General features: G+C 73.1%; 10 protein-coding genes. 4 read left to right on the plus strand and 6 right to left on the minus strand.

Annotated elements, in window-relative coordinates:
* Window positions 1-19: 19 nt before the first annotated feature.
* The 3 genes from ACZ6ZR_RS00090 to ACZ6ZR_RS00100 all read left to right on the plus strand — a co-directional run bounded on the left by ACZ6ZR_RS00090 (window position 20) and on the right by ACZ6ZR_RS00100 (window position 5,646).
* A complete protein-coding gene (locus ACZ6ZR_RS00090; protein ID WP_465637696.1) occupies window positions 20-1,519 on the plus strand; it encodes a glutamate-cysteine ligase family protein in 1,500 nt (499 codons plus the stop codon).
* A gap of 145 nt (window positions 1,520-1,664) precedes the next feature.
* On the plus strand, window positions 1,665-4,781 hold the full coding sequence (locus ACZ6ZR_RS00095; protein ID WP_465637698.1) for a phosphocholine-specific phospholipase C: 3,117 nt from the start codon (window positions 1,665-1,667) through the stop codon (window positions 4,779-4,781).
* A 73-nt stretch (window positions 4,782-4,854) separates the two neighbouring features.
* Window positions 4,855-5,646, plus strand: a complete 792-nt coding sequence (locus ACZ6ZR_RS00100) for a CPBP family intramembrane glutamic endopeptidase (protein ID WP_465637700.1) — start codon at window positions 4,855-4,857, stop codon at window positions 5,644-5,646.
* 7 nt (window positions 5,647-5,653) lie between these two features.
* Here ACZ6ZR_RS00100 and ACZ6ZR_RS00105 read toward each other — a convergent pair whose 3' ends face one another.
* From ACZ6ZR_RS00105 to ACZ6ZR_RS00130, 6 genes are all read right to left on the minus strand, one after another.
* The gene (locus ACZ6ZR_RS00105) at window positions 5,654-6,172 is read right to left on the minus strand and encodes an HAD domain-containing protein (RefSeq protein WP_465637701.1); all 519 of its coding nucleotides are present in this window, start codon (window positions 6,170-6,172) and stop codon (window positions 5,654-5,656) included.
* A gap of 68 nt (window positions 6,173-6,240) precedes the next feature.
* Window positions 6,241-7,494: an MFS transporter gene (locus tag ACZ6ZR_RS00110; RefSeq protein ID WP_465637702.1), complete on the minus strand. Its 1,254-nt coding sequence runs from the start codon at window positions 7,492-7,494 to the stop codon at window positions 6,241-6,243.
* 164 nt (window positions 7,495-7,658) lie between these two features.
* On the minus strand, window positions 7,659-8,177 hold the full coding sequence (locus ACZ6ZR_RS00115) for a dienelactone hydrolase family protein (protein WP_465637704.1): 519 nt from the start codon (window positions 8,175-8,177) through the stop codon (window positions 7,659-7,661).
* Window positions 8,178-9,641 (minus strand): sugar porter family MFS transporter, encoded by a 1,464-nt coding sequence (locus tag ACZ6ZR_RS00120; RefSeq protein ID WP_465637705.1) that lies wholly within the window; start codon window positions 9,639-9,641, stop codon window positions 8,178-8,180.
* An 88-nt stretch (window positions 9,642-9,729) separates the two neighbouring features.
* The gene (locus ACZ6ZR_RS00125; protein WP_465637707.1) at window positions 9,730-10,347 is read right to left on the minus strand and encodes an FMN-binding negative transcriptional regulator; all 618 of its coding nucleotides are present in this window, start codon (window positions 10,345-10,347) and stop codon (window positions 9,730-9,732) included.
* Window positions 10,348-10,356: 9 nt separating this feature from the next.
* On the minus strand, window positions 10,357-11,016 hold the full coding sequence (locus ACZ6ZR_RS00130; protein WP_465637709.1) for a pyridoxamine 5'-phosphate oxidase family protein: 660 nt from the start codon (window positions 11,014-11,016) through the stop codon (window positions 10,357-10,359).
* Window positions 11,017-11,050: 34 nt separating this feature from the next.
* Between ACZ6ZR_RS00130 and ACZ6ZR_RS00135 the strand changes: the two genes are divergently transcribed.
* Window positions 11,051-12,379, plus strand: coding sequence for an aminotransferase class I/II-fold pyridoxal phosphate-dependent enzyme (locus ACZ6ZR_RS00135; protein ID WP_465637711.1), 1,329 nt, complete (start codon window positions 11,051-11,053; stop codon window positions 12,377-12,379).
* The last annotated feature ends 206 nt before the right edge of the window (window positions 12,380-12,585 follow it).

A 12,585-nucleotide genomic window follows, 5' to 3' on the forward strand; every position in this document is an offset into this window, starting at 1 on the left:
GCTAGGTGGAGGGGCACCCATGGGCGAGAAGGTCGTCGCGACGCGTGCGGAACTGTCGGACCGGCAGTTGTACCGGCGCAAGCTCCAGTCCTGTCTGGACGCGCTGGAGCGGATGCTGCGCGAGGGCCGGTTCGACCGTCCGAGGGCCATGGTGGGGCTGGAGATCGAGCTCAACCTGGCCGACGACCTGGGGCGTCCGGTGATGCGGAACGAACAGGTGCTCTCCTCGATCGCCTCGGGGGACTTCCAGACCGAGCTGGGCCAGTTCAACATCGAGCTGAACATCGCGCCCCGGCGCCTCACCGGCCACGTGCTGGACGAGCTGCGCGAGGAGATCGACACCGGGCTGCGGTACGCGGACCGCAAGGCCGAGGAGGTCGGGGCCCGGATCGTCATGGTGGGCATCCTGCCGACCCTGGACCTGGACCACACCGGGCTTGACGCGATGTCGCACAACGACCGGTACACCCTGCTCAGCGACCAGATACTGGCCGCCCGGGGCGAGGACATCGCGCTGGACATCGAGGGGGTGGAGCGGCTCAGCGTGGAGTCGGTCACGATGGTGGCCGAGGCCGCCGCCACCTCGCTGCAGCTCCACCTCCAGGTGACCCCGGAGCGGTTCGCCTCGGTGTGGAACGCGTCCCAGGCGATCGCCTCGGTACAGCTGGCGCTCGGTGCGAACTCGCCCTTCCTGTTCGGCCGCGAGCTCTGGCGGGAGACCAGGCCGGTGCTCTTCCAGCAGGCCTGTGACACCCGTTCGGCCGAGCTCAAGGCGCAGGGCGTGCGCCCCATCACCTGGTTCGGGGAGCGCTGGGTGAACTCCGCGCTGGAGCTCTTCGAGGAGAACCAGAAGTACTTCCCGGCCCTGCTGCCGATCTGCGACGACGAGGACCCGGTCAAGGTGCTGGCCTCTGGCGGCATCCCGAGGCTGGCCGAGATGCGGCTGCACAACGGCACCATCTACCGGTGGAACCGGCCGGTCTACGACGTCGCCGGCGGCGTGCCGCACCTGCGGGTGGAGAACCGCTGTCTGCCGGCCGGGCCGACGGTGGTGGACACCCTGGCCAACGCGGCCTTCTACTACGGACTGGTCCGGGTGCTGGCCGAACAGCCCAGGCCGATCTGGACCAGGCTGGCCTTCGAGCAGGCCGACGAGAACTTCCACGGCGCCGCTCGGTACGGCATCGACACCGTGCTGCAGTGGCCGAAGTCCGGCCGCGGCGCCCGGGGCACCGTACCGGTGGCCGCCACCGAGCTGGTGCTGAACGAGCTGCTCCCGATGGCCCGTCAGGGCCTGGACGACTGGGGCGTGGAGCCGGGGGACAGGGACCGCTACCTCGGCATCATCGAGCAGCGCTGCCTGCGCAGGACCAACGGCGCGGCCTGGCAGGCGGCCACCGTGCACCGCCTGCGCGACCACTACGGGATGGACCGCGGCTCGGCCATCGCGGCCATGACGCGCCGTTACATGGAGCACTCCCGCACCGGCGAGCCGGTCCACACCTGGCCGGTCGGCTGACCGCTCCTGGCGGGCCGTCAGGTTGTCCAGACAATCTCGTCCCCGGCCCGTCACGTGATCATTGTTGTCTGTACACCTCGGCCGCTTAGACATGGGCGGGTCCGGGCCGGAACGCGGCCGGGAGCCGAACGAGGAGCACCCCCTGATGAGTCCCGAAGTCTCGCGCCGCACCCTGCTCGGCGGCGCGGCCGCGGCCGCCGTGCTGTCCGCCCTGCCGCTCAGCGTCCGGGAGGCGCTGGCCGCCCCGGCGAAGCCGGGGAAGCTGGCGGACGTCCAGCACGTGGTGGTGCTGATGCAGGAGAACCGGGCCTTCGACCACTACTTCGGCACCCTGCCCGGGGTGCGCGGCTTCGGGGACCGGGCGGCCGTGCGCGGGGTCAACGGCCGCTCGGTGCTGCACCAGCCGGACTCCTCCCGGAAGGAGGGGTACCTGGCGCCGTTCCCGATGAACGCCGCGCACACCAACGCCTACCAGCAGGGCGCCCCGGCCTTCGGCTTCGTGGACTCGATGAAGGCGTGGAACGACGGCCTGGCCGACGGCGCCGTCTCCCGCCGCTCCTCCGGCTGGCTGGGCCAGGGCTACTACGAGCCCGCCGACATGCCGTTCTACTCGGCCCTCGCCTCGGTCTTCACCACCTGCGACCACTACTTCGCCTCGGTGCAGTGCAACACCAACACCAACCGCGACCACTTCATGACCGGCACCAGCGGCGGCACCGTCCGGGACGTCCCGGTGACGGACAACACCGAGATCCCCGGCGGCTACGAGTGGACCACCTACGCCGAGCGGCTGCAGGCGGCCGGGATCAGCTGGAGGACCTACCAGGCGCTGGACAACTTCGACGACAACGCGCTGGCCTGGTTCGCCGCCTTCCAGAAGGCCGGGCCCGGCGAGGAGCTGTACGAGCGCGGCCTGCGGATGGTCGGCGACCCGGCGAAGAAGGGTGACCCCTTCGCCATGGGCGACGCCCTGGTGGAGGCCTTCACCGCCGACGTGCGGGCCGACCGGCTGCCGCAGGTCTCCTGGCTGGTCGCCCCCGCCGCGCTCTCCGAGCACGCCAACTACGCGCCGCCGAACGGCGAGCACCTGACGGCCCGGCTGCTCTCCGCGCTGGCCGCCGAGCCCGAGGTCTGGGCCAAGACCGTCTTCATCCTCAACTACGACGAGCACGGCGGCTTCTTCGACCACCTGCTGCCCCCGGTGCCGCCGCTGGCCGGCGGGCGCGGCGCCTCCACCGTGCCGGTGGACGGCGAGGTGGTGGTGCGGGTGAGCAAGGGCGGCTCGACCTACCACCGGGTGGTCGGCCAGGACGGCCGGTACCGGGTGAAGGCCGCGGACGGTTCGCTGACCTGGGCCGACGTGCTGCCGGCCGGGGAGAGGCTCGAGTCCGGCCCGTACCCGATGGGGCTGGGCGTGCGGGTGCCGATGGTGGTGGTCTCGCCCTGGACCCGGGGCGGCGTGGTGGACTCCACCGTCTACGACCACACCTCGGTGCTGCGCTTCCTGGAGAAGCGCTTCGGCGTGGCCGAGCCCAACATCAGCCCCTGGCGGCGGGCCGTCACCGGTGACCTGACCTCGGTCTTCGACTTCTCCGGCGAGGACCCGGTCTGGCCGCAGCTGCCCGACACCAGCGGCAACCGCCAGAAGGTCACCGACACCGGCAAGCTCCCGGCCCCGATCGTGCCCAGCCCGCAGCGGACGCCCCGTCAGCAGGCCGGCACCCGCACCGCGCGCCCGACCCCGTACGACCTCAAGCTGAAGCCGAGGGTGAGGGACGGTCAGCTCACGCTGGACCTGGCCAACCACGGCAGGCAGGGCGCGGTGTTCGCCGCCTACCCCGCGCCCGGCGCGGCGCCCCGGCACTACACGGTGGGAGCCAAGGAGAAGCTCTCGGACAGCTGGCCGGTCGGCCCCGAGGGCTACGACCTGCGGGTGCACGGGCCCAACGGCGCGCTCTGGCACCTGCGCGGCGACGCGGCCGCCCCGTACGAGGTCGAGCTGTTCCCTGAGTCCGGCGCCGAGCGGGTGCTGGAGTTCCACCTGGTCAACCGGTCGAGGAGCCCGCAGACCTTCCTGATCGGCGACCTGGCGTACGGCGGCGGCGTCCAGGAGGTCCGGATCACCGGGCAGGACACCCGGCCGGTGCGGGTCAAGGTCGGCCGCGAGGGCTGGTACGACGTGGCGGTGGGCGTGCAGGGCGACCTGACGTTCCGTCGGCGCTACGCCGGGCGGATGCCCGGGCGGGAGCAGGGCGTCACCGACCCGGCGATGGGCCTGGCGGACGCGCTCGTCCTGGACGTGGCGCTGGGCGCGGCCTCGGCCACCATCGACGAGGCGATCGTGCTGCCGGGCCGGCCGGCCCGGGTGAAGGCCGCCTTCACGGCGGCCTCGGCACTGACCGGGCTGGAGGCCCGGCCGGTGGTCCCGCCGGGCTGGACCGTCCGGGAGGTGACCGCCGCCCCGGCCTCGCTGGCCGAGGGCGCCACCGCCACCGCCGAGTGGGAGGTGCAGCCGCCGGCCGTGCTGCCGGACGGCGCCGCGCACCGCCTGCTGGTCACGGCCCGGGCCCGCTCCGGCCAGCGGTTCGTGCTGGCCGACGGCGAACTGGCCGCCCGCACCGCCCCGGTGATGACCGGTCACCTGCTGGACCAGGACTTCGAGGAGCTGGCCCCGCTGCTCGCCCCGGTCGGCACCGTCTCCGGCTGGACGGCCCAGGCACCGAAGGGCTGGTCGGTGGTCAACGCGCCGGGCATGCCGCAGGGCACCGTCCGGCTCCAGGGCTGGACCTTCCACACCAAGCGGGCCTGGTCCAACCCGGCCGGGCAGGACCGCGGCAACTTCACCCGGGGCCTGGGCGTGCTGGCCGTCGCCGACCCGGACGACTGGGACGACACCGGCGCGCCCTCGGGCAAGGGGAAGTTCGACTCCACCCTGGTCTCCCCGGCGGTGGCGATCCCGGCGGGCGTGGGCACGCTGCACCTGGGCTTCGACTCGCACTACCGGCAGGAGGCGCCGCAGAAGGCGGCGGTGACGGCCGTCTTCGACACCGGGCAGGAGACCCGGCTGGTCTTCTACAGCTCGGACGCGAGCGGGAACGACAACGCCGGCAAGGACGTGCAGAACAGCTTCGTGGCGCGGCAGTTCGCCGTCCCGGCGGGGGCGGGCTCGGTGACGCTGAAGTTCCGGATGTACGACGCGGGCAACAACTGGTTCTGGGCGGTCGACCACGTCCGCCTGGACCGGGCGCCGATCAAGGGCTGACCCGGTCTCGGAACGGTGTGCGAGGATGATCGACCCGGCCGCCCGGCCGGGTCGGTCGTTCCTCGTGGGAGTCATGGTGACTGCGGTGTCCACCCCGCCCGAGACCGCCGGCACCTCCCGGCGGCTGCTCGGGATCGAGCTGCTGGTGGTGCTCGGGCTCTCCTTCGGGATGAGCGGGCTCGGTGCCCTGATCAGCTTCGTGGGCTCCCTCACCGAGCCGGCCGAACTGGCCAAGCAGGTCGCCACCCTGAACGGCTCGCGCGCCCCCGGCCGCCCCTGGCTGGACCTGGCCTGGCAGCTCTACTACATCCTGCGCGGCCTGATGCCGGTGGCGCTGGTCGGCTACCTGCTGGTCCGCGAGGGCTTCTCGCTGCGGGTGCTCGGCTTCGACCTGCGCGAGAAGCTCCGGGACGTCGGGCGCGGCACGGCCGTGGCCGCCGCGATCGGCGGCTCCGGCCTGCTGCTCTACCTGGCCTCCCAGGCGGCCGGGTTCAACCTCACCGTGGCGCCGTCCGGGCTGCCCGAGGTGTGGTGGCGGGTGCCGGTGCTGATCGGCTCGGCCTGGCAGAACTCGATCGCCGAGGAGGTGATCGTGCTGGGCTTCCTGCTGCGCCGCACCGGGCAGTTGGGGTGGAGCTGGCCCGCGATGGTGGTCACCAGCTCGGTGCTGCGCGGCTCGTACCACCTGTACCAGGGCGTCGGCGGGCTGGTCGGGAACATCGTGATGGGCGTGGTCTTCTGCCTGCTGTACCGGCGGTGGGGGCGGGTGATGCCGCTGGTGGTGGCGCACGCGCTGATCGACACGGTGGCCTTCGTCGGGTACGCGCTGCTGGCGGGGCACGTGAGCTGGCTGCCGACGGGGTGACGGCCCGTCAGGCGCAGGACAGGCCGAGCCGCTGGGCCACCGGGGGCCGGCGCAGGAGGCGGTCCACGTGGTGGCGCTCCAGGCCCTGGCCCGGGTCGATGCGCAGCAGCAGCCTGTCCCGGCGCAGCGCCGAGCGGCGGGTGAGCGAGCCGGGGATCACGTCGTCGATCCAGGCGAATGGCCGCCCGGCCGCGTAGCGCAGCAGCGGGGCCCACTTGTGAGCCGCTATCAGGTCGAGCACCGGCACCTTGGGGTCGTCCGGCCGGGCCACGTACCCGGAGAAGTGCACCACGGGGAGCGGGGGGAGGCCGAGGACCGGGGCGATGTGCTCGTTGGCGTGGTCCTCCCAGGTGGTGGCCCAGCAGAGGTCGTACGTCTGCGAGAGTTCGCGCAGCCAGTCGCCGTGGCGGGCGGAGAGCAGCACGGCGTAGCCGAACAGCGTGTGGGTGTCGAAGTCCGCGTCCGGATGCGGGCAGACGGGGTTGAGGACGCCGTCGACGTCCAGGAACAGCAGTGGCTTCGGCAAGTGGGCTCCCCCCAGGTGACTCCTGTCACATGGTCGGACGAACGAGGCCCGGGGACGGTTGCGCGGCGTCAGGAGGAAGTGACGGTCAGTCGTTCCGGAACGGCGGCCAGGGCGGGGGCGCGGCGCAGCCGGCGCACCTGGGGTTCGGCCAGCACGCCGACGGCGAGGGCGGTCGTGGAGACGGCGCAGAGCCAGAGCGCGCTGTCCATGCCGAGGCCCGCCGCGAGCGGTCCGGCCAGGGCGGTGCCGACGGGGGCGAGCGCGATCGAGCCGAAGTAGTCGTAGGCGGAGACCCGGGAGAACAGCTCGGCCGGGACCTCCTGCTGGAGGGCGACCATCCAGTTGACGCCGAAGACGGTGATGCCGACGCCGCTGGTGAACATCGCGGCGCAGAGCACCGGCAGCGGGGCGTGGAGCGCGAGCGCGTAGGCGGGGACGGCGAACAGGAAGACGCCGTGGTTGCCCGTGAGCAGGATGCGGGCCGGCTGCCAACGGACCATCAGGAAGCCGGAGAGGAACAGTCCGGCGGAGAAGGCGGCGAGGGCCAGGCCCCAGGCGTCGGCCCCGCCGAGGCGCTCCTTGGCGACCACGGGGCCGTAGACCGACTCGACGGCGCCGAGGCAGGCGTTGACCAGGGAGAACTGGAGGACGACCGCCCAGAGCCAGCGGCGGGAGGCGAACTCGCGCCAGCCCTCGCGCAGGGCCTGCACCATGCCGCTCTCCTCGGCGGGGGTGGTCGGGGCCTCCAGGTCGAGGAGCAGGCGGAGCGCGGCGGCGAGGGTGAAGCCGGCCGCGTCCACGGCCAGCACCCAGCCGGGGCCGATCGCGGTGACCAGGACGCCGCCGAGGGCCGCGCCGGCGATCTGACTGCCGTTCAGGGCCATCCGGAAGAGGGCGAAGGCGCGGGCGGCGTGCTCCTTGGCCACCGACTCCATGATCATGCCCTCGGAGGCGGGCGCGTAGAACGCCTGGCCCGCGCCGCCGGCGGCGGAGAGCGCGATCAGCTGCCAGAGCTGGGCGGTGCCGGTGAGCACGAGGACGGCGAGCAGCGCCTGCGACGCGGCGTTGAAGAGGTTGGCGCCGACCATGACGTGGTGGCGGGGGAGACGGTCGGCCAGGGCGCCGCCGAGGAGCAGGAAGACCACCATGGAGGCGAGGTGGGCGCCGGTGACCAGGCCGACCGCGGTCGCGCCGCCGCCGAGGTCCAGCACGGCGAAGGCGGTGGCGATCGGGGCTCCGGCGTTGCCGAGGCCGGCGATCACGGTGGCGGCGGTCTGGACGCGGTAGTTGCGGCCGGCCCAGGCGAAACGGTGGGTCTTCACCGGGTGACTATGGCCGCTCCGCGGAGTGGTGTCATCCGGATTTTGGTGACACCAGGGGCGCGGGGAACTGCGCGCAGGGGGGCGGCAGCACGTGCAACTGGCTCGCTTGCCCCGATCTGGCTGTCGTCCGCCTTCCGTACTCGCGCAGTTCCCCGCGCCCCCAATCAGCCGAGGTGGGCCCAGAGGAAGGTGAGGGTGCGTTGCCAGGCGATGGTGGACTGGAGGTCGTCCTGGTGGTCCGTCAGGAAGCCGTGGGTGGTGGGGTAGAAGTGCATCTCGGGGCGGACGTCGGTGGCCTCGCCGAGGCGGATGGCGGCTTCGTCGACGGCGGTGAGGGGGATGGTGGGGTCGGATTCGGCGAAGTGGCCGAGGACGTGGGCGGTGAGGCCGAGGTAGGAGAAGTCCGGGTCGGCGGGCAGGCCGTAGCAGGTGACCACGGCGGCGACGCGGTCGCCGAGGGTGGTGGCGAGTTCGAGCGCGAGGCCGCCGCCCGGGCCGAGGCCGACGACGCCGATGGCGTCGCCGACCAGGCGGTCGTCGGTGAAGGCCGGGTCCGGGGGACCGGTGAGCACCGCGAAGCCCTCGGCGAGCAGACGGCCGGTCAGCTCCGAGGCGTCGGTGCCGGGTTCGGGGAGCAGCAGGACGCCGGGGCCGAGCCCCGCGGCGGGCAGGGTGACGTCCACTCAGCCCATCTCCTCCAGTGACTTGCCCTTGGTCTCCTTGATGCAGAACGCCACGAAGGGGATCGAGAGCAGGGCGAAGGCCGCGTAGATGACGTACGTGGCGGAGAGGTTCCAGTCCGAGAGGTTCGGGAACGTGACGGTGATCGCCCAGTTGGCGATCCACTGGGCGGAGGCGGCCACCGAGAGGGCCAGGGCGCGGATCTTGTTGGGGAACATCTCGCCGAGCAGGACCCAGACCACCACGCCCCAGGAGAAGGCGAAGCAGAGCACGAAGACGTGGGCGGCGACCAGCGCCACGGTGGCGTGGGTGTCGTCGAGGGTGGCGGTGTCGCCGGTGCCGTGGCGGTAGGAGAAGGCCCAGGCGGCGGTGGCCAGGGCGGCGGCCATGCCGATGGAGCCGGCCAGGGCGAGCGGCTTGCGGCCGATCCGGTCGACCAGGGCGATCGCGATGACGGTGCCGACCACGTTGACGATCGAGGTGGAGAGCGAGATCAGCAGCGAGTTGGACTCGTCGATGCCCACCGACTGCCAGAGGAAGGAGGAGTAGTAGAAGATCACGTTGATGCCGACGAACTGCTGGAATACCGAGGCGCCGATGCCGATCCAGACGATCGGCAGCAGGCCGAAGCGCCCGCCCAGCAGGTCCTTGAGGCCCGGCTTGTGGGAGGTGTCGAGCACCGAGCGGATCTCGGCGACCCGGGTGTCCAGGTCCACGTCGGGGCCCTCGACCTCGCGCAGGACCTTGCGGGCCTGTTCCTCCCGCCGGTCGGCGATCAGGTAGCGGGGCGACTCGGGGATGGAGAGGGCCATCAGGCCGTAGACGAGGGCCGGGATGGTCTCCACGCCGAGCATCCACTGCCAGGCCTGGACGCCGCCGAGGTGGCCGGTGGACTCGCCGCCGGCGGCCTCGTTGAGGGCCCAGTTGGCGAGCTGGGAGACGGTGATGCCGAGCACGATGGCCAGCTGCTGGAAGGAGGCCAGCCGGCCGCGGTAGGCGGTGGGGGCGACCTCGGCGATGTAGGTGGGGGCGATCACCGAGGCGATGCCGATCGCGATGCCGCCGATCACCCGCCAGAAGCCGAGCACCCCGATGCTCGGGGGGAACATCGAGCCGACGCCGCTGATCGCGAAGAGCACCGCGGCCAGCAGCATGGTGCGGACGCGGCCGAAGTGGTCGGCGAGCCGGCCGGCGATCACGGCGCCCGCCGCCGAGCCGAGCAGGGCGATGGCGACCACGAAGGCGGTCTCGCCGTTGCCGACCTCGAAGTGCTTCTGGATGCCCGTCACCGCGCCGTTGATGACGGCGCTGTCGTAGCCGAAGAGGAAACCTCCCATGGCGGCGGCGGCCGAGATGAAGACCACGTGGCCGAGGTGGGCGTCACCGGACGGCTTGGTCTCAGGGGTGGTGGACAGGGCGCGCTCCCGGGGCCGGACGGAACGGACAGGAATCGCCCTCCATTCCATCAGCCGGTGCGTCAAATCGCATGTTCTGCGGTTGATCTGATGGAATGTCGCATTCCGTCGCCACTCGTCCGGCCCCTCGGAGCGCGGATCAGACCGGGCAGCCCCCGGTGCGCCGCGCGTTGCGGCGCAGCAGCTGCTCCCGGGCGCCGGTGTCCCGGCCGGTCAGGTGCGGGGCCATCGCGGCCTGCTCGGCGGCCGGCTTCTTGTCGTCGTACTTGAACTTGGCGTCCACCCGGTCGATGGCCAGCCGCAGTCCGCGCAGGCCGGAGAGCTGCCCGCCGTACGGGGCCTGACCGGGCGTCACCGCCCCGCCGGGCCAGTCCGGTTCGAAGTGCGCGAGCTGGCGGTTGAGGATCTCCGCCTTGCCCGCCGCGTCGTCCACCGCCTCGGCGGTGCAGGAGAAGTGCACCGAGGCGTAGTAGCTGGTCGGCACGTGCGGGGCGGCCCGCCACTGCCCGGCGGCGTAGGCGTAGTCGTCGGTGACGGCCAGCGTGACCTTCGGGTCGGCGGCGACGGCGGACCAGAACGGGTTGGGCTTGGCCAGGTGGAGCAGGACGGTGTCGCCGTCCAGCAGGAAGTGCGTCGGCACCAGGACCGGGCCGCGGCCGTCCGGCCCGTTGGCGGCCAGCAGGCCGAAGTCACGGCCCTCGGCCAGCCACTGGCGCCACTCCGGCTCCTCGCCGCGGTCCCAGGATCGGATGAGCATGACGGGGCCTCAGGAGGTGAGCGCCCGGAGGTTCTCCGGGAGCGGGACGGTGGTGGAGGGGTGCGGCTCGGGGGTGCCGTAGACCGGGGCGACGGGTATCACGCCGGCCCAGTACGGCAGGCCGAGGTCCTCCTCGTCGTCGCCCGCGCCGTCGGCCCGGGTCTTGGCCGAGACCTCGTCCAGGACCAGCCGGAGCACCGCGGTCTTCGCCAGCTCCTTGGAGTTGGCCCGGCGGGTCTCGGCGGAGCGGCCGGGGACGGCGTGGTCCACCAGGGCGTCCAGCGCGACGGCCAGCTCCTCGGGGTCGGTGACCTGTTGGGCGGTGCCGTGGGCCACCACGGAGCGGAAGTTGACGGAGTGGTTGAAGGCGGACTTGGTGAGCACCAGGCCGTCCACGTGGGTGACGGTGACGCAGACCGGCATGCCCTGCTCGCCGGAGGCGCCGCGCATCGGGCGGCTGCCGGTGGAGCCGTGCACGTACAGGCGGTCGCCGACCCGGGCGAAGATGGTGGGCAGCACGACGGGTGCGCCGTCGACCACGAAGCCGAGGTGGCAGACCCAGGCGGCGTCCAGGATCGCGTGGATGGCCTCCTGCTCCCAGGTGGCGCGGTCGCGGTAGCGGGTCGGGGTGGTGCGGGCGTTCCGGGTGTAGGTGGGCGCGTCCGACATGACAACCTCTATGTACTAGTGCATAATCTACTTTGTGCTAGGAGACTATACGATCAAGGGGCGGCGTGCCAGCGAGATTGCCGCGGACGTCGAACGGGCCGTCAACGACGGGCAGCTGCCGCCCGGTTCGGCCCTCCCGGCGCTGCGCGACCTGGCCGTGGAGCTCGGGGTCAACCCCAACACGGTGGCCGCCGCCTACCGCCTGCTGCGCGACCGGGGCGTGATCGAGACCGCCGGGCGCAAGGGCAGCCGGGTGCTGCCCCGCCCCGTCACCACCCCGCGCGACCAGATCGCCGTCCCGGTGCCGCCCGGCGCCCGCGACCTGGCGGCGGGGAACCCGGACCCGGCCCTGCTGCCCCCGCTGGCCCCCGCCCTCGCGGTGGCCGCGGCCGCCGCCGACGCCGCCCCCACCCTGTACGGGCACCCGGTGGCCGATCCGGCGCTGCTCGCCCTGGGCCGGGCCGGCTTCCTGGCCGACGGGGTGCCGGACGGGGCGCTCGCGGTCTGCTCGGGCGCCTTGGACGCGATCGGACGGATCCTCAACTCCCGCTTGCGGCCCGGGGATTCGGTGGCCATCGAGGACCCGGGCTGGGGTAGCCTGATCGACCAGCTGCCCGCCCTCGGGCTGCGCCCGGCCCCCGTCCGGCTGGACGACGAGGGCCCGCTGCCGGATTCGCTGGCCGCCGCGCTGGCGGCCGGGGCCCGGGCCGTGGTGGTCACTGTCCGGGCGCAGAACCCGACCGGCGCCGCGCTCACCCCGCAGCGGGCCGCCGCGCTGCGTGAGGTGCTGGCCCGGCACCCCGAGGTGCTGGTGATCGCCGACGACCACGGGCACGGCATCGTGACCCAGGCCCACCAGTCGCTGGCCGGGGTGACCGCGGCCTGGGCCGTGGTCCGCTCGGCCGCCAAGGCCTACGGGCCGGACCTGCGGCTGGCGCTGGTGGCGGGCGACGAGGACACCGTCGGCCGGGTGCTGGGCCGCCAGCGGCTGGACTCGGGCTGGGTCTCGCTGCTGCTCCAGCGCACCGTGGCCGAGCTCTGGCGCTCGGGCGCGGCCGCCGGGGTGGCCGAGGTCTACGACGCCCGCCGGGGCGCCCTGCTGGCCGCGCTGGCCGCCCACGGCATCGCCGCGCACGGGGCGAGCGGGCTGAACGTCTGGGTGCCGGTGGCCGAGGAGGCCGGGGCGATCGCCGCGATGGCCCAGCGCGGCTGGGTGGCCGCGCCCGGCGCCCGGTACCGGATCCAGTCCCCGCCGGCCGTCCGCTTCACCGTCTCGGCGCTGCCGGAGGCCGAGGCCGCCGCGCTGGCGGCGGACCTGGCGGCGGTGCTGCTGCCGGGGCGGATGGGGTCGCGGCTGGTCTGAGGCGGCGGCGGAGACGCAGGTGACGGACCCTCCGTGGCCGGTCCGTCACCTGGTGCTGCCCGCGCCAAGGTCGTCCAAGAAACTCCTGTCGGATACCTAGCGGTAACAACGGTGGGCATGTCACATTTCTGGCGCCACCGGCCGGCGGTACACCCTCACAAGCGCCTCCCCACCCCACGCCAGGGAGGCCGTTCGCAGGAGTTTCG

It is taken from the genome of Kitasatospora sp. NPDC088742, from assembly GCF_055584905.1.

Bases quoted from the DNA above. Each gene is read 5' to 3' on its own strand.
- ACZ6ZR_RS00125 (WP_465637707.1), bottom strand. From the start codon at position 10,347: ATGCTCATCCGATCCTGGGACCGCGGCGAGGAGCCGGAGTGGCGCCAG.
- ACZ6ZR_RS00100 (WP_465637700.1), top strand. From the start codon at position 4,855: ATGGTGACTGCGGTGTCCACCCCGCCCGAGACCGCCGGCACCTCCCGG.
- ACZ6ZR_RS00120 (WP_465637705.1), bottom strand. From the start codon at position 9,641: ATGGAATGGAGGGCGATTCCTGTCCGTTCCGTCCGGCCCCGGGAGCGC.
- ACZ6ZR_RS00090 (WP_465637696.1), top strand. From the start codon at position 20: ATGGGCGAGAAGGTCGTCGCGACGCGTGCGGAACTGTCGGACCGGCAG.
- ACZ6ZR_RS00130 (WP_465637709.1), bottom strand. From the start codon at position 11,016: ATGTCGGACGCGCCCACCTACACCCGGAACGCCCGCACCACCCCGACC.
- ACZ6ZR_RS00095 (WP_465637698.1), top strand. From the start codon at position 1,665: ATGAGTCCCGAAGTCTCGCGCCGCACCCTGCTCGGCGGCGCGGCCGCG.